This window comes from Fischerella sp. PCC 9605, from assembly GCF_000517105.1.
GTDB lineage: Bacteria > Cyanobacteriota > Cyanobacteriia > Cyanobacteriales > Nostocaceae > PCC9605.
In genome coordinates, this window is the sequence record NZ_KI912151.1 from 770,056 (window position 1) to 792,998 (window position 22,943).

The window sequence follows — 22,943 nt, forward strand, 5'->3', positions numbered from 1 at the left end:
TTCGACTTTTTAATTCAATTGAACTGGCAAATCTGTTAGTTGAGAAGTCCGAAATCCTTGCTGCTTTTGGTGCCAAGCATCCTTGCATGTCTGCGAGTAAATTCGCTCACAGTTGGATTGCCCTCGGGGTGGATGACTCCCATAGCTTGCTGCCAAAGTTCTGGAGATGCTACCGATACATTATAAGTAGAGCCACACTTTTTCACGTGATACCATTTTGTTCGTTGGCACTGTTTACACCAGAATTCTTCTAACCATTCTCCTTGTAGAGACACTGTAGTTTTAGTAGCCACCAGAAGAAGTGCTGTCTGCCGTCCCATGCCCCTTTGCTGGAGTTGTCCTGGGCGATCGGCAAACAAAGGATACTTTTGACTCACACTATCGAGATAGCATCCATGAATTGGACAATAGATAGCTCGTCGCTTTGAACGCTTGCGATTTCTGTCACATCTTCTTTCCAATTTGACCTCCTTGATAGGTAAGTAAATAAGATACAAGAGTTTAGAGTTTGGGTTGTAAGCACTGAAATTAATTGTCAAACCCCGTGAGGGAAATTAATTAGTTGATTTTTTTAAGCGACCTTTACTTTTAAATACATTAAAACAACGAATAAATGCTTATGAAGTTAGTTGTTTTGGAGGTAGCACCCATGAGAGCAAAAGCAGTTGCCACATTTATGTTTAGAATTTTTAAAATTTGCTGATTTTTGATTACACGCTCTCTGCTACTCGACCATCTTGACTTGCAACAATGCAATAAAATACAAAGATGGTTACGTTGGAGGGACTGAGATCAAAATAGACCATCGAAGCCCAACTCCATTAATCCATTTAAGATTTTAGTTACTCATGATATAGTTAGTCGCTCTTTTTTTGAAATCAAAGAACAGTAGCTGTAGCAAGGCCATCAAAAGAAGCCGATAAAAGTTAAGTATTTAAATAGACGTAGATGGTATTTTTTTGCATCAGTAGATAAATTCCCCTGTCTAACCTTATTCATCTCTAAGCCTCATGTATTACACTTTACTCTGCTACTATGTTTTTTTAGATAAAATTAACAGTTACGGGAATTCAGTTCTATCCAAACTATTCGTAAGTAGCTTCCTCAGGGTTACGAGTATTAAATTTTGCATTATGCTTGGATTTATACTTGGATTTGATAAATGCACTTTTAGCCTGCGATTGGCATCACCCTTAAATACTGAGTTGCTAAATTTCTTGCAACTCTCTATACTTTTGTTTTCAATCAATAAATCATACAGCATATACATACCAAAAATTTAACTTTTTGTACAGAATTGCTTAGAATCAGTATGATTGAGGTTTTTTCGCTAGTTAACAGCCTTGACAAGGCTATGTCTAGTAGATCTAACAAGCAAGAATCTGTGGAAATATAGCAGATTAAGTAAGTTAAGTAAAAAATGAATGAAATATGTAGCAAGCGTGCGTTTATTTGTGAAAATAGCAGGTAAAGGCAGACTTTTGACAGAGTATTTTTTGACATGATTGCTGAGCAAAACACAGGTGAAATCAACTGAGTCAAACTACGTCAATCCGTGAAAACTGTTTTTTTACTAGTTGCTGTCTGAAATATTACTTAGAAAATTATAACTTTTTTTGAGATGTGCTCAATAATATTATTAGTCTTCACAGAATCTTAAAATACTCTTAGTCAATATTAAATTGCTGAATAGCTTTGTAGTTTTGCTTATGAGGCTCAACTGCTTCAAAATATTGATATTACTGCGTTTGCTGCAATTTAGTCTAGCTAATTACATCAAGATTTTATTACTGCAAACAGTTCATGGAGCGCCTGTACAAAGCAGACAAAAGAGTCTTTAAATCATAAATTAGCAAGAAAACAGATTTCTGCAAACATAACCAATTTCTCTTACTTTAGTAGGATGCAATTATTGACCAGATGAATATCTAGTATTGACAGTCAAAAATAATACATATAAAAAAAGAAAAAAGAGTTAAATTATTTACATATTAATTTTATATTAAGAATTGAGAGCGGGATTTATTGAAAAGATTACTATGCAATTAAATATACTGTGCATTAATGATACCCCTTAATTTAAAGGCTGCTAATGTCAAGATTAAAAATACTTTCAAAGGAGAATATGGTATTTAAAACTGATTGCAGTTATCTATATTCTTGAAAGAGTACCTATAAAGCCAATTAATGATACTTGGTACTTGGTAATCAATTCAATCTACTTTATATCTAAAGTTCTATAACTATAGGAAGAGATTTGCTCACCTCTGCTAGGCATTGCTAAATTTGGTGACTAGCAATTGATAATCAAAAGTTAAACAAGAGTTAATGCGAGTTTCGGAGTAAATTTAAAACTGGTATGAACTCCAGGGTAACTGATCTGTTGAGGTCGCTTGTGACTTCATTTTGAAACATCTTAAACAGTTGGCTATGCAAGTTGTCAAGGAGGATACACCCTGCTAGACTGAATCAATATGCAAAGCGCTGTATGTGAAATTCAATTTTTGAAAAAAATCTCATAAGGCAAAAAGAAACGCTCTAAAAAGCCGCTAGGTAACATACTAATTTGAGAACGGTAAGTTTTAATAGCTTGTTTTTTTCTGTCTTTAACAGAATCAATCGTTAATCGGTAAGCATTAGCTATATCCTCAGACTTTAGCTCAAAATACAGTGGATTTTGCCAAAGCATCCAAATTGGATATTGTAATAGTTCAACCTAGATTCCCGATGCGGCGATCGCTTCTTTGACCAACTGATAAGTAGCCTCATGATCCCCGTGAACATCTTTTCTATGGGGAACATAAACCTCTTCTGGCATAAACAATCGCAATCTTTGAGCTAACTGATCGATTATATGTTGGCGTTGGTCATTAAGCAGATATTGCAAAGAGCCATCTATTTGATTGAGAAAGTGAGTTTGAGAATTTGCAACTCTCAGAATGTCTAGGGCATTCAAAGCCTCTCGCTGGCGAATTTCTGCGATCGTTTCTGCTTTAATCCAGTCGGGTCTGCCATAGCGTCCATCGGTGAGAAAGACGACCTCTACAGTTACTCCTAGTGACCGTTTGAGGGCAATCATTCCACCACAGCCCAGAGTTTCATCATCCTGATGGGGAGAAAATACCATTGCTGATTTTTGGCTAACTGCTATTGGCTGACTTTTAAAATACAAAATCCAGTGATACAACATATCAGCATTAATAGAGCGAATTTTAGCTCTGAAAATTCCTCTTAACTTACTAACTATTTGTCTGGTTTTCATATTTCGTTATGCGTGTCTTTTTTGTAGTTATTAGGATTATTTTCTCTCTAATATTTCGATCTACAGCAGTTTTTAATTGAATGTGGTACATTCAAACCTTGCTCCCTGCCCCTCTCCTTACTAATGACAAGGGTGCCCAATAGGGCTGAGTGAGGTTGTGTTCTATTTAAATGACAATCATTAATTATACAAATATTTCTTTGGTATGATTAGCTATCACATACTCTCAAGTTTTTCTTGCCATGATTTTTGACTTTGAAGCAAGAAGGCTGACAATCAGCCAAATCTAATTTTGATTTCTGGAACAAAAGATTTTTTTTAAAAGCAGATCAAAATCGTCATGCAGAACCACACTTTATGCATAGGTGACATTGGGCTGAAATCATTATGAATACAAGGCATCAGACACTTTTACCGCTACTCTCTGAACAGGAAGTGCAAATAATTTTCACGCAACCATTTGCGATTTCTCTAAACTTAGGAATACTAATATCAAATCATTATATTAAAGATGTGAACGCTCTTTTTGTCAAGGTATGGGAGCATTTTATAAGAAAATTCTACGTATAGCAATAAAATATCATATTTACCTATAAACTCTGTATTAAATGAGCATTTACCCACTCACGGCAACTGGCAAGAAGTGAGCTTGCTGAGGCAGTTGTATTGTGGTTGACTTGCACTCTCTGGTTTTGACCAACATCTCAATCATATTTAGTCTTGGGCAAGATATCTTAGGTTGTTGCAGCGATTTGTCAATCACAGCCTCATACCTGAACGACAATCATCTCCAAAATTTACTGCATTGCTTGAGTGAGGCAAAGATATCTTGAAAATGAGCGAGATATCAGTTACTATTCACAAGATAAAATATTTCAGATTTGTGAATTTCAATCGTGAGTTGAAACCGATATTTGAGTATCTACCATTATCATTCGCTCTTGCTGAATGTAGTCTTTAATGTTCGATTGCATAGGTTTGAGTAACTTCAACCGAGTAGTAATATCAGTTTCCTGAAGCCAAAGGGTTAAGTCTACCGAGTTTCAACCAATTCAGCTTTGACTACTGTGAGTTTAAGCCCAAGTCATCAGCCAGGAATAAATCTTAATCCATGCCGATTTGGCAACTCCTGACCTCAGACAACGGAACAAAGCTCAGATAAATTTCCATGCCAATTCAACCATCTAGTTCAGTTCAAAACATCACTCCTACAACTACAGCAGATAGTTGCTGAACCTGGAGATGACGATTCGATTCACTCTCAACCTGGTCAAATGAAGCAGTTATGTTCCACGCGAACATGCTTAATCTGTGCGTAAACGACATTTATGCGGAATTATAACGAACCGCAATTTAAGTTGTGGACTTACGCAATCGGTCAAATGCCAAATTCCAGGTTTTCGCTTCTGAAGGGACGCTACCAATTTCACTTACACACCTGAGGAGTTAAATTATGGCCCAAGAGTACTTCGTTTCTGGGACAGGCAATGATAACAACAATGGCTTGAGTGAGACGAGCGCGTTTAGAACACTCCAAACAGCAGTAGATCGGCTACAACCAGGCGATACGCTCTACGTTATGAATGGGACTTACACTCAGAGCGATCCCAACAAAAGTCTGGTGGAAATTGTCAACAAGAATGGCTCAGAGGACAAGTGGACAACCATCAAAGCTTACTCAGGACACACGCCTAAACTGAAAGTTAAGGGCAGCAATGGAATTCACATCGCTGGATCATCTTACGTAAAAGTTGAAGGACTTGACTTAGAAGGCAGCAAGGATGAAGTTACATTAGACTATGCTAGGCAAGAGCAAAACAATTTCAATAACCCCGTCACTAATAGCTCTGGCATTAGCATTACTCCATCGTACGATCGCTCTGGGATAAATGGCTATTCTCACCATATTGTCATCAGCGACAACAAAGTCCGTAACTTCACGGCTGCGGGTATTGGAGCCGAAAAAGCAGACTACGTCACGATCGAAAAAAACACCGTCTCTGGAAACTCCTGGTATTCACCTCTAGGGACTAGTGGAATAGGCATTATTTACAGCCGAAACACAGACAACAACACCAATGACTACAAGTTCATTATTCGAGACAATGTCGTTCATGATAACAAAAATCTGATCGCGTGGTCGGAGGTAGGCAAAATTAATGAAGGACATGGCATCATCATTGACGATGGACTCAACACCCAAGCAAATTCAACAGGTGAACCCTACAACGGCAAGACATTAATTGCAGGTAACACTGTCTACAAAAACGGCGGCTATGGCATTCAAGCCTACAGTAGTTCCAATGTGGACATTGTCAACAACACCACTTACCAAAATTCTCGCAGTCCAGAACTGAGTGGGACTGGAGAAATTGTGGCACTCAATTCCAAGAATGTGCGTGGTTACAACAATATTATGTATACGACGCCCGATCGTCGTGCCAATGTGGTCTGGGAATCTGAAAACGTTATCTTTGATCGCAACCTCGCCTACAACTACAAAACTGGTGAATTCCGCGCTTCAGACGATCCAAACGCTCAGGGGTTGCAAAATATCTTGGGTGAAGATCCAAAATTTGTAGACCCTGAAAATGGTAATTTTGCCCTCCAATCCGGAAGCCCCGCCATAGATATGGGTTCCGATACCTTCAATGGTGTTGTCAAAACAGACCAACTTGGCAATGCCCGTCCACAGGATGGTGATGGCAACGGTAGTGCAATCACCGATATTGGAGCCCTTGAATTCGGGACAAAATCAGCCTCCAGTGGCAATGCTACTGTTATGGGTGTCAGTAAGAGTCCTTCTTCCATCACTGAGGGAACAGAGGATGATACTCTCACTGGTACTGGGAGCAGCAATCAAATCCTGCCTAAACAAGGAAATGGTTCTATTTCCAATAATAGGGGAGATGACGTGCTCACAAATGGATATGGTAAAGATCGCTCCTTATATGCTGACAAAAATTCTGGTCAAAGCGATCGCATCTTGCTCAACTACGGTAGTGGTGATTGGTCAGCTAACCATCAGAATAAACCTTTTGGCAGCGATAATAGCTTCATTGCGGATACGAGCGGCAAAACAACCTTAGGTAAAGATACTAAATTAGACTTTACGAAGGTACCGAGTTACTTTGGCTAGGCAGTTTAGTTTTTAAACTGTTTGATTGTTCGTAGAGGCACGGTAACGCCGTGCCTCTAACAGAATATCTGTTGCAAGCATCATAGAATTGGTAGCAGATCAACGCTTGAAATTGGGCGATCGCTCCTTTTCTAGGATGAGCTTCTCAGATATTCTGGTTATTGGCATTTTTAGGATTTCGGCTTATGAGTCGAAGCAACGTGTAATTCTTTCAACTGCTTAACATCAACACCTGAAGGTGCATCCGTCATCAAACAACGTGCTTGCTGTGTCTTTGGAAATGCGATCACATCTCGAATCGATTCTTCCATGGCCAACAACATCACCAATCGATCTAAACCATAAGCGATACCACCGTGAGGCGGAGTACCGTATTCAAACGCTTCCAACAGGAAACCAAATTTATTGTGTGCTTCCTCAACAGAAAGTCCGATCGCATCAAATACTTTTTCTTGAATTTCCCTTTGATAAATCCGCAGACTACCACCGCCAACTTCAAAACCATTAAATACCAAGTCGTAAGCTTGGGCGCGGGCAGTCTTCAAGTCATGCAAATCATCAGGATGGGGTGCAGTAAACGGGTGATGCAGTGCTTCTAGACGCTTTTCCTCTGCATTCCATTCAAACATTGGGAAATCTGTAATCCAGAGCAAGTTTATTTTTTCCGGATTGATTAACCCGAACTCCCTAGCCATGAACTGGCGCAGCCTATCTAAGGTTTTGTTAACAGTAGCAGCGTCACCAGCACCAAACAACAATAAATGACCTGGTTTAGCATCTGTGCGATGTAAAATTTCCTGTTTTTGCTCTGCGGTGAGGTTGTCTTTAATCGCACCGATGGTATCTATGTCTCCATTATCTCTCACGCGGATATAAGCTAACCCTTTAGCACCGGCCTCGTTAGCTTCTTTGAAAACGTCACCGCCTGGTTTGATCCTGACATTAGAAATTACATCGCCCTCGGGGATGGGGAGGATTTTGACGATCCCACCACTCTTCACAGCATCATGAAAGACTTTAAAACCACAGTCTTTAACAATATCCGAAACATCAACTAGTTCTAAGTTGTAGCGTGTATCAGGTTTATCGCTGCCGTAGCGTTCCATTGCCTTGGCATAGGTGAGACGGGGAAAGGGACGCTGTAACTCGATGCCTTTGACAGTTTTGAAGATATGACAGACTAATTTTTCGTTCAACTCGATAATTTCTTCTTGGGACATGAAGCTTATTTCCATGTCCAACTGAGTAAATTCCGGTTGTCTGTCGGCGCGTAAGTCTTCATCGCGAAAGCAACGGGCGATCTGGTAGTATCTGTCAAAACCGGATACCATCAGCAACTGTTTGAATAGTTGGGGTGATTGTGGTAAGGCAAACCAATCTCCGGGGTTAACACGACTGGGAACCAAATAATCCCGCGCACCTTCGGGAGTAGAACGAGTTAGTATAGGAGTCTCGACTTCAACGAAACCTTCGACATCTTCTAAATAGCGACGCATGGCTTTAACGACTTGATGGCGCAGTTGCAGGTTATGCGCCATTTGTGTGCGCCGCAAATCTAGATAACGATACTTCAACCGCACGTCTTCTCGCACCGGATCGGTTTCGGTGGTGGATACTTGAAAAGGTAACTGCTTACGGACAGCGTTGAGCAATTCTATATTGTCAGCGTAGATTTCGACTTCGCCTGTAGGTATACGGCTATTCAAAGATTCTTCGGGGCGTTGTGATACCCTGCCTATCACTTTAATTACATATTCATTTCGCAGAGTATTTGCCTCAACGTAAGAATCCGGGGTGCGTTGCGGATCGCTGACTATTTGAACAATGCCAGAGCGATCGCGTAAATCTAAAAATATCACACCCCCATGATCGCGGCGACGGTCTACCCATCCGTATAAGGTGACAATTTCTCCAATGTGTTCTTTTCGGAGTTCGCCGCAATAGTAAGTTCGCATAGTTGTTAGTTCTTAGTTACCAAGCTAGACAAAACAAGTAAATTTCAAACCTTTTCATTATCTAGCATCACTTGCAATTCTAGTAATTCCGGTTAAAAAAAGATGAATAATTTCTCTAATAGGAAAGGGTGTAGGGGTATAGGGGCAATGGGCAACAGGCATGGGGCATGGGGCATGGGGCATAGTAAAAATCAGTACTTTAATCCCCAATCCCCAATGCCCAATTCCCAATCCCCAATTCTTTACACCCTTATTTAAGATTAAGCACGAGGGGCATTGAAAGCTTCCCAAGCAGCTTTAGCAGCGTCTTGGCAGCGATCGCCGAATTCTGCGATTTGTTTCATCAACAAGTGCCAGTTTTTATCGGCTTCTTGCTGCAATACCATCCAAGAGTGTTCAAGGCGATCGCGCTCAATTAGTTTTTCGCCTTCAATCGCTTCCCGCGCCCGGCGTACTGCATTTACATAAGTTTCTCGGGTGAGGGTTCCTGCTGATTCTGCCTCAGCTTGTGCGCGTCTTTTGATCGCCTCAATCAACGCTTTGGTTTCATGCTTGATTTCGTCGGTTTCACCAGCCATTTCAGTTTCTACCATTTCATTGGTTTGAGAACTGACTTCAACGACGATCAAGTTTTCCTCTTCCTCTTTGTTACGATTGTAAGTCATAGCTAGTCCTCCTTTGTGCTAACTGAAAGATTTGATTGGAAACTGCACCCTGTCAATATTGGGGATTGGGAATTGGGAATTGGGCATTGGGGATTGGGGATTGAAGTACTGATTTTTACTATGCCCGATGCCCGATGCCCATTGCCCGATGCCCGTTGCCCGTTGCCCATTGCCCCATGTCCTAAACTCTTTGCATAGAAGGCAGTTCTTTTTCTAACCTCAGCAATGCTTCAACTCGCGCTTCTGTGGACGGGTGACTGGAGAACAAGTTGCTGAGAAACTGTCCAGAGAATGCATTTGTGATTAACAGTGGTTCAAAAGCTGGGTTGGCTTGTAGGGGTATTTGTCGCGCCGTGGCTTCTAAACGTTGCAATGCACGGGCTAAGGCACGAGGATTACCTGTTAATCTTGCAGAACCTGCATCAGCTGAAAATTCTCGTGTCCGGGAGATTGCCAGTTGAATAATTGTTGCAGCAACCGGGGCAAGTATGATCGTTAACAGCAGTCCTAAGGGATTGGGGCCGTTGCGATTATCCCGTGAATAGGGTGTATACCAAACGCTATAACTAACAATTTGAGCTAAAAACGAAATAGCACCTGCAATTGTGGCAGCAACGGCTTGCGTTAACGTGTCACGATTGGCAACATGGGTAAGTTCGTGGGCAATAACGCCTTCGAGTTCATCTTCTGGCAATATATTTAATATGCCTTGTGTGACAGCCACAGCAGCATGTTCGGGATCGCGTCCTGTAGCAAAGGCATTAGCAGCTTGAGTGGGAACGATGTATATCCTAGGCATGGGTAAATTAGCCCGTTGGCATAATTTCTCCACCATCTGATACAGCCCTGGTGCTTCCTGCGGTGACACTGGTTGAGCACGGTAAGCTGCTAGCGCAATTTTATCTGATTGATACCAAGAAAATAAGTTGGTTACTGCTGCTAAGGCAATACCCATAATCACGCCTGTGGTACCGCCAATTACCCAGTAAGTAATAGAAATTAAAATGCCACTTAGTAAAGCTAATAAAGCGGCAGTTTTCAATTGATTTCCCATATTTTGCTCTCCTTGTAATGCTGTGAATGCGAATAAAAATTAGGTTGTAATTAACAGCATTACTTAAGCCGCAACTTGATTGTATCGACCTCAACACAGATATTTCAGGTAGAAATAGCGCTCTAGTAATGTACGGTTTTCTCGCTCCGATATTTATAAAACTTCATACAAACTATATTTTTTAGTAACTTATAATACACGCTTTGTACTTAAATCAGTTGAATACATCTTTTGTAAAAAACACATCTATCCAAAGCTATAAATTTTTACTGGTGTTGAGACTAAAAATCGTCTAATTCATAGCCAGACTAGGAACGCAATTCCAAAGGCTCTGCCTTTAGTGTCACGACCGGCGGAGCCTCCAAACTCTCCATTCTTGCCAGAGGCAAGAAACGAGATGCCAAATAATTAATGTCACAAAAGCTAGGTATTCGCTATGCGAATGCAAGTTTGCGAATTATTGCAGATTTAATTGCGCTTTATAAATAGTGTCGGTAAAATCTCTGAGAACACTAATATTTGTCATTGACAATACTAGAGATTTTGAGCATTTCTTGCTTATTCTCGTACAAGCTACTTGGAGCTAAACAAAAGGCGATCGCCAAACAGAAGCTGTAAAACCAATATTTAGTTTCATAAAAACTTGTTGAGGTTGACGCGGAAGAACCCCATGAACTTATCCAAGTAGATTTAATTAAACCAGTGGTCATCTTTGAGAATAATCCCAATGAGAGAAAATACAAAAAAAATTGGAGTACTGCAACAGATAGGAAAAACTTTGTACGAATTTGCAGAGTTTATTATTAGTCCTTGGCTATATGGCGGATCTGTTCATCCTTTAAAACGACGAGTTGAGCTTTTAGAACGACGTGTATATCAAGGATTGCAAGACAAGGAAGAATCTCAAGATCGCGTTATTCAAGACTTACAACAGCAGATAGACTGTCTGCAAGAAAGTAGCAACTCTCAGCTAGAAAAAATCATTAATTACGAACTGCGTCAGCAAGTGCTAGGAGTACTGAAAGAGCAGACAAATATTGTCAATAAAATTATTAAACCAGCTGTTGAAGATGTGATGCGCGAGCTAGAGCATAAAAAGCAGCTTTCTGAAACAACTACCAATACTGCTGAGATTCAAAAAAGACAAGACCGACTCCGCCAATCTCTGGCAAATATTGAAAAATTAACTACATCACTCCCATACCTAGAAGCACAAAGAGCAGCTTGTATAGAAGCCGGACGATGGCTATTGGCTCGACGAGTAGAAGTGGCGCAAAGGGTGACAAATGAACTGCTGAGTCCGCAGCATTCTCAAACAGAAGAACTTCGCCAGAATATCTGTAAATACTTAAAACTGCTCGGCAGTTGTATGGAAAATGAGATTGAACCACGTTTGCTGTACAAAAGAGTTATCACTCACCAGCAGCCGCCGGTTCAGACATATGTGAAAGCATTTCAGTTGATTAAAAGTAAATATATCAGTGATTGGGAATTTTCCCATCAAATATCAAGTAAGGCAGCAGAAGAATTAAGGGGTTACTTTAGCTACTTAATTTACTATTTACTCACAGCCTTAGTCTGACTTAAGAGCATTCTTGATATCTCTTTCTATTACAGTGATAGCCTGCTGACGCTGACTCTCTAGTTGCAATAGAACATTGACAGCCCTTTTTGCTTGTCTGCTTTCTAGCAAACATTTTTCTTCTTCTAATAGGGTTGCCAGATTTTGCAATACCTGAATCATGGCAACATTATATTCGCGGAGGCGCTGATCGAAAAATTTATGTTTCATTCGCAAGCATACGTTTAGCATATTAAACTTTTTCTCTGGGCAAGCATGTAATCAGGAAGAAAACGGTTAAAAATTGATTTTCACAAATTAAATTAGCTGCTTGTTCAGGTATCTTACCAGTCTTACTAGAAATAAGTGCACAAACGGCGGAGCTTCTTTCAACGTCAGAGATAGAATGTTGTGTCCAGCCGTTGGCAGTCTTCAGATCGCTTGAAAAAGGATATTCCAGAATTGATTTCCCTAAGGCGATCGCGATCGCTTTTGGATTATTTCGCTACTCTAGCGAATGCAGAGCGAGCTTTAGAGACTATCCTACTCAGCTTTTTGGTTGAACGGCGAAGCTTTTGTGTGGTCAAGACAGTTGCACAAATAAGCGATGAAATCTCTACACACCCTTCAGCAAGGGGGATAGTACCATTCCTCACTCGCAGCTTGTAACTCTCATCCCCTTGGCCTAGGTCAATAGTTTGAAGACCGAGCAATTGAGCACTTTCAATCATCTTTAACAAGAGGATCAGACCTGGCGAGTATTTATGGAACTGTTGATTATACGAAGGGAACCAGTAGTGCCATACAGACCGAGAGCGCATACCTAAATGTAGAGCTGCGACCTCATCGCCCATATAAAGAACAGAGAGCATTCCAGCAAAATTTTCCCTTTTTGTCGCGTGTATCTGTTCAACAACTCTCACAATCCACTCAACCTTGAAGTCGTTACTAGCACCTGTTCGACGGTAGTGGTTGGACTTCCAACGCATCAGAAGTCTTAACAAGGAGGTGTCAGGGACATGCGCTTCAAAACGCAGCGGCCCTACTTCCCGCTCGATCTTGGGTATGTTTCTGCTAACTTTTTGAATCCAGTTGGATTGTGCTTTTTGTTTGATTAGGTATGTGTTGTACCCCTGTGATAAGTCGATAACAGAGGACTCAGTTTTGATTCTGTGGAATGGATGAAAAGGTAATTGTGAAGCGATCAGATGGTCGAATTTCCAGCCCTTTAGCCCACAGGCACGGATTAGCTCTGCTGCGTCTAAATGATCAATTCCCGGCTTGAGTACTAGACCTTGGTAGTCGCAGAGGTGCCCACCGATCGGATAACCCATTTGCATCTTACCGCGCTGGAAGGGGAAAAATCCGGCAACCTTACCAGCTTCTTCAATTATGCCAACCCAGACATCTTTTCGGACTGCGGCAACAGCAGATGTGAACTCCGGACAAAAATATGGACTGCTTAGTTGAGAGTTAGCCTGTTGGAAGCTTGACCAAAGCAACGAATATTCTGATGTCAGAGATTTGCCAGGAATAACAGTAACTTTCATATTCTGCGTATTGTATTATTATTGAACACAACAGGTTGCTTCGGTTATTAGTCAGCTTAGCTTCAGGAATTTTAAGGTTAAAAGCGCATCGTATTGTTGGAAACGTAATTATGACGTTAATTTGCGACTGTACATCAAAACAAATCTAACCTACAGCTGACTCAGAAACCACAGACACACAAGCATTTACCAACGGCAACAAAGGGCCTAATTGCTCTTGCCCGTTCACAGCTAAATCGCTGTGACATAAATAAACTCTCTCAGACACACGGGAAAGTAAATCTGCTAAAATCCGTCGCAGGCGTTGTTCTTCGGCCAATTGCTCATCTTCTGGCGTCCAAGGTTCCCCTAATCTTTCTCGCAGAAAGAATGGCGCTCCGAATAACGTTGCTGCACCGCCTTTTGCCCACAATGGTGAACCAACATCTAACCAAAAATGCCAGCGATGAGAACGCCGACTAGAGCGGTATTGGAATATGGTAGCTAAAGATATAGGTTTTGCTGTTAGTCTGATGGGATGCACGGGGTAGGGGTTAGCGGTAATAGTGCCACGCTGCAACAGTTGAATGAATTCGGCAATGGTGTTTTGCGGTAGATCCTCCCCTCGATCAAGGGGGGGGATCTGTCGCAGTCTTGTATCAATTTCCCAGTAATGTTGGGCGGTTTCTAGTAATTCCCGTAGTGCCGCCAATTGATCGTAGGGAAGATTGCTGCCATCCCACAAAAAGCGTTGAATAGTCCTGTCTAACAAAGAAATGGGGCTGGGAATAAGACGTAACTCCTGTTGCGATCGCTGTTCCTCCAACCACTTCAATATTTCACTATAGGCTGTAGTAGCTGCGTAACCAAGTCGATCCCAGCGATCGAAGGCTGTCACAGGTAACAAATTCGGGCGTTCAGGGTGGGGTTGAAAACAGTAATCTGCAATTAAACCAGCGCGTACCGGATCTATGTGAGAGGATGGGGGGATGGGGGGATGGGGGGCTAGGGGTCCGGGGGGCAATGGGGGGAAAGAAAAATTCTTTTGTCTTCCACTCTCCCCCTCTTCCACTCTCCCACTCTCCCACTCTCCCACTCCTCTATCTCCGCGACTAAGCACTACTAACATCTGAGCCACCGCATCCCGATCTACTAACCGTCCCAAACCTGGATAAACTAGTGCCAATACGGTGAGTAAAGCACGGATAACAGGTGAAGCAATCAGAGGGCGTTGATCGTTGAGTGATTCTACTGGGATGCCTTGCTTGCTGAGAATTTCGATCAGAGTATAACGGGCGATCGCATCTAAACCAGGTGCAATCACTGCCACTTGATCCGGTTCCACTTGTCCTTGTTTGACTGCCTTAGCAATTACTTCTGCTGTTTGCCGCAATAGTTGAGCGCGGGATGTAGTTTGAATCGACTGCACCACTTCAGGTAAGCTTAATAGTGTCATCGGTTCGGTAAGTAATTCCACCATCGGCGTCGCCAATATATCCGCAAGACTGTTGAAAGGAGAGGCAGTTAAGGTTTTCACCTGACAACGTTCTGCTAACTCTTGCATATGGTTGGGATCTGCTCCCAAACCCAAGCGCACTATACCATCTGGGTTATAGCTAAAGGCTCCCACTGTACCCCCATCCAGCAGCAACTCAAATAGGCGATGTGCTATGGCAGGGTAATCTTGCACGTCATCGGCCAGCACTCCTTGGTAGCGTTTTGCTAGCTGTTGTTGGTAATGGGGATCGGGCAATAAGTACTGGCTGTAAAGTTCTGTGATAATTCCGTAGGAAAGTAAGCCCCGCTCTAAACACCAATTACGCCAATCTAATAATAAAGATGCCAAGAATTCTGGTTCTAAACTAATAACATTCTCCTGCTGTGCTAATGCTGTTGTTAATATCTTGCCAATATCTTCTGTCGGTGTACCACTGTAAGCAGCTAATTGCAATAAGTCAAGGATGCGGCGCACTAAGCGGTACTCATTCGTGCCAGCACGGCGCAAAGTCTCCTCATCCAACTGGGGACGCCAGAGTTTGGTTGCCAATTCCTGCTCTGTTTCTGGGCGTAATCTCACTGGAAATTGCGCTTTTAGCTTTAAAGATTGAATCAATAAAGGCCAAAATAAAATTACTTCTTCCTGAAAAAAACCTAAAGGAGTTTTACAGCGTACTGGATATTTTCCTAGAGTTGCAGTCATAATTTTATCTGCCAATTGTCGCCGATTATCGTCATTGGCAGCCAAAACTAAAACTGCTGCTTCTGTTTGATCAAGATATAAGCGTTTTGATATGCGATCGCTATTTTTTGGTCTGAAATTTTTAGTATAAAATGATTCATGGTTGTTATTTTCATTTTGCATCCAGCGAACGAACTGTTCTACTAAAAGAGCAGTTTTGCCACTGCGACTAGGACCAACAATCCAAACAGAATGAGAAAGCACAACCGTCTCCTTGATAATTTGTTAAGATACCTCGTACGTTAAGTTAAGGTTAAAAGACACCAAAACAGGGTGGATGATCGCCTACGATGAATAACTCGGGTTTAGGTCAAAAAATTTACTCTTTTCTGTTAGCAGCATACGGTAGGTACTTGCGGACTCCAGAGCGTTCTTTGGATAAAGCTTATAATGCTGCTCTAAAAATTCGGCAAATAGAAAACGAGCATTTTAATGGTAACAAAATAGACTATGACTCAATGATACATAGCAAAAGCGTGATGGATTATTTTGAGTCAGAACTAAAAAAAGAATTAAGAATTATCAGAATGAGGTTGACAGAATTTAAAGCCAGCCGATTTTTCTTAAACGACTCTAATCAAAAAGCAGAGAAGAAACTAGGTATAGAACATCTCAGTTCTGCTGCGATCTTAGAAAAACTCAGGTTTATTGATGAAGTCGTAGAAAAATATACCATATCTGACGAAGAAATAGCTCCTATAAATTCTATTGACCAAACTCCCGATGTACCAGTTGAATCGCTTGTAGTCCGACCAAAACAGCAAAATTTAAGAACGACTAACTTAGATAATAAATTACAGAATCAGCCACGAGGTAAAACTAATACAACAGGAGTATTACCTCGTTCAATTTTTAATACCATTCATCGTTTACAAGCCGAATTAGATCCTAAATCAGAACAAGAGGTTGTTCAAAATTTCCGCAAGTCTCAACAAAGAAACATCATTTCAGTCCGGTTTTTATTGTTACTAATTATTGTACCAATTCTAACTCACCAGCTATCAAAAGCCTTTGTCGTTGGGCCGATTATTGATCATTTTCGGAATCCAGATCGAGCGGCAATATTCCTCAACGAAGAAATGGAAGAAGAAGCGATGTTAGAATTGCAAAGATTTGAAGAAAAAATTAAATTTTACGATCTTCTTAATAATGTCATAACTTCAGAACAAAATATAGAAGAACAGATGAGAGTAAGGGCAGAAGAGATTGCTGAAGAATATCGCAGGGAAAGTGCCAATGCTATCAAGAATTTTACTGCTGATATATTATCAGTCATCGCCTTTATATGGCTTTTACTGATGAGCAAAAAAGAAATCGCCGTGCTCAAAGAATTCTTTGACTACATTGTCTATGGTCTGAGTGATAGTGCCAAAGCATTTATTATTATTTTGTTTACTGATATCTTTGTAGGATTTCACTCTCCTCATGGCTGGGAAGTCATTTTAGAAGGTATATCACACCATTGGGGATTACCAGCAAATCATAATTTTATCTTCTTATTTATTGCTACTTTTCCAGTTATTTTAGATACAATCTTCAAATACTGGATTTTCCGCTATTTGAATCGCATCTCGCCTTCTGCTGTTGCTACATACCGTAATATGAATGAGTGAAATAAGTTAGTAGTTAGTACGGTTTTGTTCACTGCCTACTATGAACCGCTTTATCCAGCTAGTCGCGTTCCTACATCCGAGTATCGCTATCCTATCTATCGTTTGCCTCCCGATCTCAAATCCTGGCAGAAACCCCATCCTCCACGCTTGCAGTTAGAGGGAAGAGATGGTTTGCAAGGTGCAAAAGGTAAGCTGCGAGGATTGGAGTTGTTTTGGTTCCGCGATCGCCTACAACCATATATCATACAAATTCAAGGCTCAGTTCGACTTCAGCTTCCCGATGGCAAACAAACAACAGTTGGCTACGCTGGTAACTGCTTATAGCTACAAAAGCATTGGTCGTGAACTCGCTAATGATGGCAAATTACCCCTAGAGGGTATGACAATGCCAAAAATCCTCGATTATTTTCAGAAATATCCCCAAGAATTAGATGTTTATATCCCACGCGATCCTAGCTTTGTGTTTTTCCAAGAAAATCACGGCGCATCAGCTACAGGTTCTCTCAGTGTGTCACTTGTAGCAGAACGTTCGATTGCGACAGATCAATCCCTGATACCTCCTGGTGCTTTAGCCTGGTGCTTTAGCTTTGATTCGCGCTCATGTTCCTTTCGTAGATGCTAGCGGTACAATGGAACATCGTATTGTTAGTCGTTATGTTCTCGATCAAGATACCGGAGGCGCGATTAAAGGTGCGGGAGGGTAGATTATTTTTTAGGTACTGGTAAAGAAGCAGGTGATCGCGCTGGCGTTACGGTTAGCAAAGGACAACTATATTATTTGCTGCTCAAACCTAATAAATAAATATTCGTTGGTTAATGATTATTTGTGTCCCAATTTCTTACAGATATCTACACCTTTGTCTAACAAATAAACCTAACTGCGCTTTTGTGAAGAGACATAATTTATAAATTGTAATACAAACATCATAACTGTTCACTGGGATTTTTTAAATTTATTTTGGTCAGTTCATGATATATTACCCAATTTTTTGCGATCAAAATTTCCAGCCATTCCTATTTTTTAGAATTTTATGAATCGAAGGCAAATAAAGTGATAAAATACTTAACTTTGCTAAATTGACACTGTAAAAAAAATATTGCGGCTAGGAACTACAAAAATTATTTATCGTCATAGGGGAGTGCAGTCATTCATCTAGGAAATAGGCTGTGAATCTTTACAAAGTTGCCATGTAAAAGCCCAGTTGTATTTCTCAGATATCAAGTCGTACTCCAAATGTTTTACAGAAACTCAGAAATACTGTACTTTAGATTGTATATTAAGCATGTTCTTCAGTAAGTGATATCCACTAAGACAACCTCACCCTACTCTACATTGATCGGTCAATCAGGGGGATTGAAAGTGATCAAGATTATATTTGATGCTGACATAATACTAGAGGCGTTGATGAATCGCAATGATTTTGGAGAAGAAGTCAGCAAATTATTGGACAGAACACATCCTTTGATTCAGATGCACATAACAGATATCGGATGGCAAAAGATATATGCCTATGCCAGTCGTCTACGGAATAACAAAATTGCTGAAGTAGTAGTCGATTGGTTACAAGAAAAAATAAAGATCTGCCCTGTCGATCAGACCATTCTCCAGCAAGCACGCTCTTTACCCCTTAAGGATTTTGAATCTGCTGTAGAGCTAATCTGCGCCAGTTATGAAGATTTAGATGCGATTGTTACTCATAACCTCGATGATTTTGCTGAAGCTCCTGGTAAATATAGGGTGTGGTCAGTAGCAGAATTATGGGTACGTGTAAATCTAGAAAGTCAGCTACAAACAGCCAGATACAGTTAATTCCTAATAGACTTAGGGATAATATCTGACATAAGCTCAAAAGCTAGAAATAAAGCTTTTTGACCCTACCCTGCGCAGCTACCCAAAGAATGTCTACGCTGAACTTGAGAGCATGCTTTTGACTTCCGCCCAGCGTTACTAGACTTGCTATATTAGTTTACCGTATAGCGCTAGTTTATGCTCAGATTGAGAGTATAGTTGACAACACCATTGCCACTAGTTTGCTGAGATGAACTAACACCAGGACCGCTTAATTCTATGCTGACTCCAGATGATGCAGGGGCGTAACGGCCTGAAATTTCAACGATGTGTTCTCCAACTGATAGTAATGGTGATAGATTAATTTCCACTTGGTTATCGTTTAGTCGTTTCACAACTTTACCATTGACAGTAATTTCACCACTCAATTGACTGCCTGAAGTGTTAATCCTTAAAATGTGAGGTTGACGAAGATTAGCTGCACTCAGATTGAGTGAGCTTTTTTGGTATCCAGAAGAAGAAGAAGAACTAGTGGTACTAGATTGCTGGCTCGCAAACGTTTTGAAGTATTTCATATCACTATCGCTATCAGAATTTACAACAGTATTGCTATTGCTGTCGGAGTTCATCAAAGTGCTTTGGCTGACGCTTCCGAAATTGTAAATGAGAGCGATCGCTATCACTATAAAAGCGACGCAGCCAGTGAGAAGTGTTACAATCTTCATGATGACAGAAAGAGATTTAGATAGCACCAGGCTTGCGATATACTAATCAAATTGTTTTCAAATTACATACATTTGCGGAATGATTGGGAAAAAAGAGTTAGGCAAATGTAGTAAACATCTCAATTAGTGCTATAGCCGCGAGGTTCTTTCTAAGGATGTCTATAATCTACATATAGCAATTCCATTTGATTTGTGAGATGTTAGTTTGGTTTGTCATTAGTTAATGGTCAGTAGTGAATGCTTACTAATAAACGACTGACCGAACATTATACGCTTCATAATTCGTCATGAATGAACCAAGCAACTCAATTTAATGAGGTGGAAAAATAAACCGTTAGTTTCAATAAAGCGCATTCATGCGTGGGGTAACAGTACGAATTATTTTGACAGCTAACGGTCATAACGAACAATCTGACAACTCAAATGGCTTTTCGCTAAAGCAGCGAAACCGAAGTACCCACCTAGCAAGGAACTTCGGAATATAGAAAGTTTTCAGATGTGGGGTGTGGGAATGTTTTACCTAGGATAATTGCTAGGAAGTGGTACATGAATCTGTGGGTTTACCTTAATACCAATATTTCGAGTTCTCACAGGAACATTACTGTTAGGATCTCCATCGACAAATTGGTTGCTATTGCGGCGTTGTTCACAGCGACCGCCAGAAACACAAGTTTGGGTTCCTACACTGGTAACAGTACCACCAACACTATTTTCGCAATTTTCCCCAAAGTTCTGATTGGTTTGGTTCGATTGATTTCCCTCCCTTGAACGATCAACCGACACTTGGGCGCTAACATCAACTGCGGTACACCCTGCCAGTGCAGAAGGAGTTAAGGAAGGCATAAAGAAGGGAGATACAGCGGTGACAGAGAACAAGCCCAGGGAAAGTAATTTGAATCGCATAGTAGTAATATCCTCTGAATCTATTGACATGTTGTACTTGTTTGAGAGCTGTAAGTGCGATTAACCGCAGTACCCGAGTTATTACTGTGAGTACTTTGACGGGTTACACTTCTGCTAATGCAATTAGAGTTTGATCTGGTTGTCGGGTATTTCTTGCTTTGCGGATATTTCCAAGTCGGAAGCGGGGTACGACGATTTGGAATCCATACTCTTGAATTGGGCAGGCGAAGGGGAAAGATACTTCTTCTTGCGGGAGTGGTTTTAACAGAAACACCACTTTCCTGACCAACTCTGATCTTAGAGTCACCAGTGTCAACGTATACATCTGCGGAGGCTATTCCAGCAGGTAATGAAATTAACGCAGATAGAACTAGTAATGGAATCGTTTGTCTGGCAGGCATGGCTGAATTTTCCTATATAGAACACTACCGATTTTTTCTTCTTGGCTAGCAAGGAAATCGGTAAAACCTCTGTACTCAACTCCCCACTCTCAACACACCACGGCACTGCTAGCAGACAGAGTATGTACATTGACCAAAGACTTGTGCCTAGGGAATCAGTAGCACATCCGACTTAAAATTTGACGCTGTAAGCTTTCCTGATTGGCATTTTGGTCAACACGACCACCATCAACAGCAACACCACTTTGGTTGATCAGCTGGTCTGAGCGTTGTGACTGAGAGCCTGGTCTACAATTGCCGTATAAAGAATTCTGTCCAGTTTGAGTCTGGATACTTCTCTGGTTAGCTCTTTGGTTAACTTGACTACCACGACCTACGGCAGCAGCATCTTGATTAATCTCCTGCCGAGTGCCTTGGTCATCAGCAAAGGCTGCTGTGGGCGCTACTATGAGCGCAGTCGCTAAGAGAGCAAAAGCGTAAGTTTTCTTTACCATAATATACAAACCACCTTATAAATAAATTGTGTGTCATGGGAGGAATGGTGGCATTGCCAAAATTCAGCAACGCCTTATTTTTTATGATTTAAAAGCGATAAAAACAGCCAGTGTTTCCCAGCGCGACTTGGTTTTGAGCACTGCTGGTGCTGCTAGCTTGAGCATTAACAGAACTGTCTACCGCCGCTCCATTTTGTCCTGTAATCTGAGTAGAACGTTGTGCTTGGTCAGTCGAGGGTTTGGCACAGACGTAACTACGACCACCATAGCGATTCTGTTTGAGAATTTGCTGTTGGATGTTGACGCTATCCGCACTCTGAGAATTTACACTCCGATTGACAGAAGCACCATTTTGATCGGTGATCTGGACATTTTCTTGAGATTGAGATTGTTCGGCAGCAAAAGCCGTCGTAGGAGCAATCAACAAACCAGCAGCTAATAAACCGAAAGCTAAGGATTTTTTCAACATAATTCCTAGACCTCCCTGCTTATGTTTTCAGGAAAGAGAACTGGCGTTACTTCTAATGCGCAACGCCTTATGCCTTGATGGATTAGCAGCCAGCTTTACGAAGTGCAACTTGGCGCTGATCGCTCTCGGTGTTACTGTTTTGAACGTTAACAGAACCGTCTACTGCTGTACCACTTTGTCCTGTAAACTGAGCAGAACGTTGTCTTTGCTCGACAGAGGACGTAGGAGCACACCAGTAAGGAGCATTGCGACTACCTCTTTGAAATTGCTGTTGGCGGTTGATGCTATTGGAGTTTTGAATGTTGGTACTACCATTAACAGCAGCACCCTCTTGCACTGTTTCCTGAATATTGTCTTGAGATTGTTCGCCAGCAAACGCTGCGGTGGGAGCAATTAACAAACCAGCAGCTAAAAGACCGAAAGCGAAAGACTTCTTCAACATGTTGTTAGACCTCATTAGTTAGTTAAGTTGTGTAGTTGGTAGAGAACTGGCGTTACTTCTAATACAGTAACGCCTTATGCCTTGATGGATTAGCAGCCAGCTTTACGAAGGGCAACTTGGCGCTGATTGTTCTCGGTGTTGCTGTTTTGGACGTTAACAGAACCGTCTACCGCCGCACCACTTTGTCCTGTAAACTGAGCAGAACGTTGTGCTTGATCGACAGAGGACGTAGGAGCACACCAGTAAGGAGTATTGCGACTACCTCTTTGAAATTGCTGTTGGCGGTTGATGCTATTGGAGTTTTGAATGTTGGTACTACCATTGACAGCAGCACCCTCTTGCACTGTTTCCTGAATATTGTCTTGAGATTGTTCGCCAGCAAACGCTGCGGTGGGAGCAATTAACAAACCAGCAGCTAAAAGACCGAAAGCGAAAGACTTCTTCAACATGTTGTTAGACCTCATCAGTTGTGTGTTGTTTGTGTGTTGTGTGTTTTCGGTCAGAGGGTTTACACCTATCACTCCTTGTGTAGGTTATTTATTTCTCGACCTTGAGGAGTTGTTTGAGTGTGTCTGTTTGTTTTGTTAATGAGAGCTACAAAGTCACATCTGTTCATTCCGGATTAGTCTGAAAGATTTTTAGAAAAAAATTGTCTGTGCTTTGTCTCCTCTCAATTTGAACCTCCCAATCAAACGACTTCTTA

At 41.2% G+C, this 22,943-nt stretch carries 21 protein-coding genes and 1 pseudogene; 6 read left to right on the forward strand and 16 right to left on the reverse strand.

Annotation, left to right across the window (positions count from 1 at the left end):
- Positions 1-35: 35 nt before the first annotated feature.
- From FIS9605_RS0128420 to FIS9605_RS38485, 3 genes are all read right to left on the reverse strand, one after another.
- On the reverse strand, positions 36-461 hold the full coding sequence (locus FIS9605_RS0128420) for a hypothetical protein (protein WP_026735609.1): 426 nt from the start codon (positions 459-461) through the stop codon (positions 36-38).
- Positions 462-2,497: 2,036 nt separating this feature from the next.
- Positions 2,498-2,689 carry a hypothetical protein gene (locus FIS9605_RS46445; protein ID WP_331280979.1) on the reverse strand — a complete coding sequence of 64 codons (192 nt, stop codon included), beginning with the start codon at positions 2,687-2,689 and terminating at the stop codon, positions 2,498-2,500.
- Between the two features lie 27 nt (positions 2,690-2,716).
- The gene (locus FIS9605_RS38485) at positions 2,717-3,262 is read right to left on the reverse strand and encodes a PIG-L deacetylase family protein (RefSeq protein WP_331280980.1); all 546 of its coding nucleotides are present in this window, start codon (positions 3,260-3,262) and stop codon (positions 2,717-2,719) included.
- Positions 3,263-4,715: 1,453 nt separating this feature from the next.
- Here FIS9605_RS38485 and FIS9605_RS38490 point away from each other — a divergent pair.
- Complete coding sequence (locus FIS9605_RS38490) at positions 4,716-6,401, forward strand: choice-of-anchor Q domain-containing protein (protein WP_051470165.1); 1,686 nt, start codon at positions 4,716-4,718, stop codon at positions 6,399-6,401.
- Between the two features lie 170 nt (positions 6,402-6,571).
- On the opposite strand, the gene aspS is transcribed toward FIS9605_RS38490, so the two are convergent.
- The 3 genes from aspS to FIS9605_RS0128455 all read right to left on the reverse strand — a co-directional run bounded on the left by aspS (position 6,572) and on the right by FIS9605_RS0128455 (position 10,075).
- Entirely contained in the window at positions 6,572-8,356 is a 1,785-nt protein-coding gene (aspS, locus tag FIS9605_RS0128440) for an aspartate--tRNA ligase (protein ID WP_026735611.1), read from the reverse strand.
- Between the two features lie 260 nt (positions 8,357-8,616).
- Entirely contained in the window at positions 8,617-9,021 is a 405-nt protein-coding gene (locus FIS9605_RS0128445; RefSeq protein ID WP_026735612.1) for a hypothetical protein, read from the reverse strand.
- A gap of 181 nt (positions 9,022-9,202) precedes the next feature.
- On the reverse strand, positions 9,203-10,075 hold the full coding sequence (locus FIS9605_RS0128455) for a zinc metalloprotease HtpX (protein ID WP_026735613.1): 873 nt from the start codon (positions 10,073-10,075) through the stop codon (positions 9,203-9,205).
- Positions 10,076-10,802: 727 nt separating this feature from the next.
- On the opposite strand from FIS9605_RS0128455, the gene FIS9605_RS0128460 reads away from it, so the two are divergent.
- Positions 10,803-11,657 (forward strand): hypothetical protein, encoded by an 855-nt coding sequence (locus FIS9605_RS0128460; protein ID WP_026735614.1) that lies wholly within the window; start codon positions 10,803-10,805, stop codon positions 11,655-11,657.
- Here FIS9605_RS0128460 and FIS9605_RS0128465 read toward each other — a convergent pair.
- The 3 genes from FIS9605_RS0128465 to FIS9605_RS0128475 form a co-directional block, all read right to left on the reverse strand.
- Positions 11,649-11,867, reverse strand: coding sequence for a hypothetical protein (locus FIS9605_RS0128465; protein ID WP_026735615.1), 219 nt, complete (start codon positions 11,865-11,867; stop codon positions 11,649-11,651). The two genes, FIS9605_RS0128460 and FIS9605_RS0128465, sit on opposite strands and share 9 nt — an antisense overlap.
- A gap of 266 nt (positions 11,868-12,133) precedes the next feature.
- Positions 12,134-13,186, reverse strand: a complete 1,053-nt coding sequence (locus FIS9605_RS38500; RefSeq protein ID WP_051470166.1) for a GNAT family N-acetyltransferase — start codon at positions 13,184-13,186, stop codon at positions 12,134-12,136.
- 145 nt (positions 13,187-13,331) lie between these two features.
- The gene (locus tag FIS9605_RS0128475) at positions 13,332-15,608 is read right to left on the reverse strand and encodes a UvrD-helicase domain-containing protein (RefSeq protein ID WP_026735616.1); all 2,277 of its coding nucleotides are present in this window, start codon (positions 15,606-15,608) and stop codon (positions 13,332-13,334) included.
- A gap of 86 nt (positions 15,609-15,694) precedes the next feature.
- Here FIS9605_RS0128475 and FIS9605_RS0128480 point away from each other — a divergent pair, with 86 nt between their 5' ends.
- From FIS9605_RS0128480 to FIS9605_RS0128495, 3 genes and pseudogenes are all read left to right on the forward strand, one after another.
- A complete protein-coding gene (locus FIS9605_RS0128480) occupies positions 15,695-17,017 on the forward strand; it encodes a proton extrusion protein PcxA (RefSeq protein ID WP_026735617.1) in 1,323 nt (440 codons plus the stop codon).
- Positions 17,018-17,035: 18 nt separating this feature from the next.
- Positions 17,036-17,819: pseudogene (gene mltA, locus FIS9605_RS38505) on the forward strand (murein transglycosylase A); the annotation flags it as partial.
- Between the two features lie 558 nt (positions 17,820-18,377).
- On the forward strand, positions 18,378-18,827 hold the full coding sequence (locus FIS9605_RS0128495) for a PIN domain-containing protein (RefSeq protein WP_026735620.1): 450 nt from the start codon (positions 18,378-18,380) through the stop codon (positions 18,825-18,827).
- Between the two features lie 170 nt (positions 18,828-18,997).
- On the opposite strand, the gene FIS9605_RS0128500 is transcribed toward FIS9605_RS0128495, so the two are convergent.
- From FIS9605_RS0128500 to FIS9605_RS43190, 3 genes are all read right to left on the reverse strand, one after another.
- Entirely contained in the window at positions 18,998-19,531 is a 534-nt protein-coding gene (locus FIS9605_RS0128500; RefSeq protein WP_026735621.1) for a hypothetical protein, read from the reverse strand.
- Positions 19,532-20,047: 516 nt separating this feature from the next.
- Positions 20,048-20,434, reverse strand: a complete 387-nt coding sequence (locus tag FIS9605_RS0128505) for a hypothetical protein (RefSeq protein WP_026735622.1) — start codon at positions 20,432-20,434, stop codon at positions 20,048-20,050.
- Between the two features lie 103 nt (positions 20,435-20,537).
- The gene (locus tag FIS9605_RS43190) at positions 20,538-20,708 is read right to left on the reverse strand and encodes a hypothetical protein (protein WP_155960557.1); all 171 of its coding nucleotides are present in this window, start codon (positions 20,706-20,708) and stop codon (positions 20,538-20,540) included.
- 35 nt (positions 20,709-20,743) lie between these two features.
- Between FIS9605_RS43190 and FIS9605_RS43195 the strand changes: the two genes are divergently transcribed.
- On the forward strand, positions 20,744-20,884 hold the full coding sequence (locus FIS9605_RS43195) for a hypothetical protein (protein ID WP_155960558.1): 141 nt from the start codon (positions 20,744-20,746) through the stop codon (positions 20,882-20,884).
- 106 nt (positions 20,885-20,990) lie between these two features.
- Here FIS9605_RS43195 and FIS9605_RS0128515 read toward each other — a convergent pair whose 3' ends face one another.
- The 4 genes from FIS9605_RS0128515 to FIS9605_RS38520 all read right to left on the reverse strand — a co-directional run bounded on the left by FIS9605_RS0128515 (position 20,991) and on the right by FIS9605_RS38520 (position 22,689).
- Positions 20,991-21,329, reverse strand: coding sequence for a hypothetical protein (locus tag FIS9605_RS0128515; protein ID WP_026735623.1), 339 nt, complete (start codon positions 21,327-21,329; stop codon positions 20,991-20,993).
- Between the two features lie 88 nt (positions 21,330-21,417).
- Positions 21,418-21,798 (reverse strand): hypothetical protein, encoded by a 381-nt coding sequence (locus FIS9605_RS38510; protein ID WP_035140299.1) that lies wholly within the window; start codon positions 21,796-21,798, stop codon positions 21,418-21,420.
- Between the two features lie 82 nt (positions 21,799-21,880).
- Complete coding sequence (locus FIS9605_RS38515; RefSeq protein WP_035140300.1) at positions 21,881-22,240, reverse strand: hypothetical protein; 360 nt, start codon at positions 22,238-22,240, stop codon at positions 21,881-21,883.
- An 89-nt stretch (positions 22,241-22,329) separates the two neighbouring features.
- Positions 22,330-22,689, reverse strand: coding sequence for a hypothetical protein (locus FIS9605_RS38520; RefSeq protein ID WP_035140302.1), 360 nt, complete (start codon positions 22,687-22,689; stop codon positions 22,330-22,332).
- Positions 22,690-22,943: the final 254 nt, after the last annotated feature.

Bases quoted from the DNA above. Each gene is read 5' to 3' on its own strand.
- FIS9605_RS38515 (WP_035140300.1), bottom strand. From the start codon at position 22,240: ATGTTGAAGAAGTCTTTCGCTTTCGGTCTTTTAGCTGCTGGTTTGTTA.
- FIS9605_RS0128500 (WP_026735621.1), bottom strand. From the start codon at position 19,531: ATGAAGATTGTAACACTTCTCACTGGCTGCGTCGCTTTTATAGTGATA.
- FIS9605_RS38510 (WP_035140299.1), bottom strand. From the start codon at position 21,798: ATGTTGAAAAAATCCTTAGCTTTCGGTTTATTAGCTGCTGGTTTGTTG.
- FIS9605_RS38500 (WP_051470166.1), bottom strand. From the start codon at position 13,186: ATGAAAGTTACTGTTATTCCTGGCAAATCTCTGACATCAGAATATTCG.
- FIS9605_RS38520 (WP_035140302.1), bottom strand. From the start codon at position 22,689: ATGTTGAAGAAGTCTTTCGCTTTCGGTCTTTTAGCTGCTGGTTTGTTA.
- FIS9605_RS0128505 (WP_026735622.1), bottom strand. From the start codon at position 20,434: ATGCGATTCAAATTACTTTCCCTGGGCTTGTTCTCTGTCACCGCTGTA.
- aspS (WP_026735611.1), bottom strand. From the start codon at position 8,356: ATGCGAACTTACTATTGCGGCGAACTCCGAAAAGAACACATTGGAGAA.
- FIS9605_RS0128445 (WP_026735612.1), bottom strand. From the start codon at position 9,021: ATGACTTACAATCGTAACAAAGAGGAAGAGGAAAACTTGATCGTCGTT.
- FIS9605_RS0128465 (WP_026735615.1), bottom strand. From the start codon at position 11,867: ATGAAACATAAATTTTTCGATCAGCGCCTCCGCGAATATAATGTTGCC.
- FIS9605_RS0128455 (WP_026735613.1), bottom strand. From the start codon at position 10,075: ATGGGAAATCAATTGAAAACTGCCGCTTTATTAGCTTTACTAAGTGGC.
- FIS9605_RS0128515 (WP_026735623.1), bottom strand. From the start codon at position 21,329: ATGGTAAAGAAAACTTACGCTTTTGCTCTCTTAGCGACTGCGCTCATA.
- FIS9605_RS0128460 (WP_026735614.1), top strand. From the start codon at position 10,803: ATGAGAGAAAATACAAAAAAAATTGGAGTACTGCAACAGATAGGAAAA.
- FIS9605_RS38490 (WP_051470165.1), top strand. From the start codon at position 4,716: ATGGCCCAAGAGTACTTCGTTTCTGGGACAGGCAATGATAACAACAAT.
- FIS9605_RS38485 (WP_331280980.1), bottom strand. From the start codon at position 3,262: ATGAAAACCAGACAAATAGTTAGTAAGTTAAGAGGAATTTTCAGAGCT.
- FIS9605_RS46445 (WP_331280979.1), bottom strand. From the start codon at position 2,689: ATGCTTTGGCAAAATCCACTGTATTTTGAGCTAAAGTCTGAGGATATA.
- FIS9605_RS0128480 (WP_026735617.1), top strand. From the start codon at position 15,695: ATGAATAACTCGGGTTTAGGTCAAAAAATTTACTCTTTTCTGTTAGCA.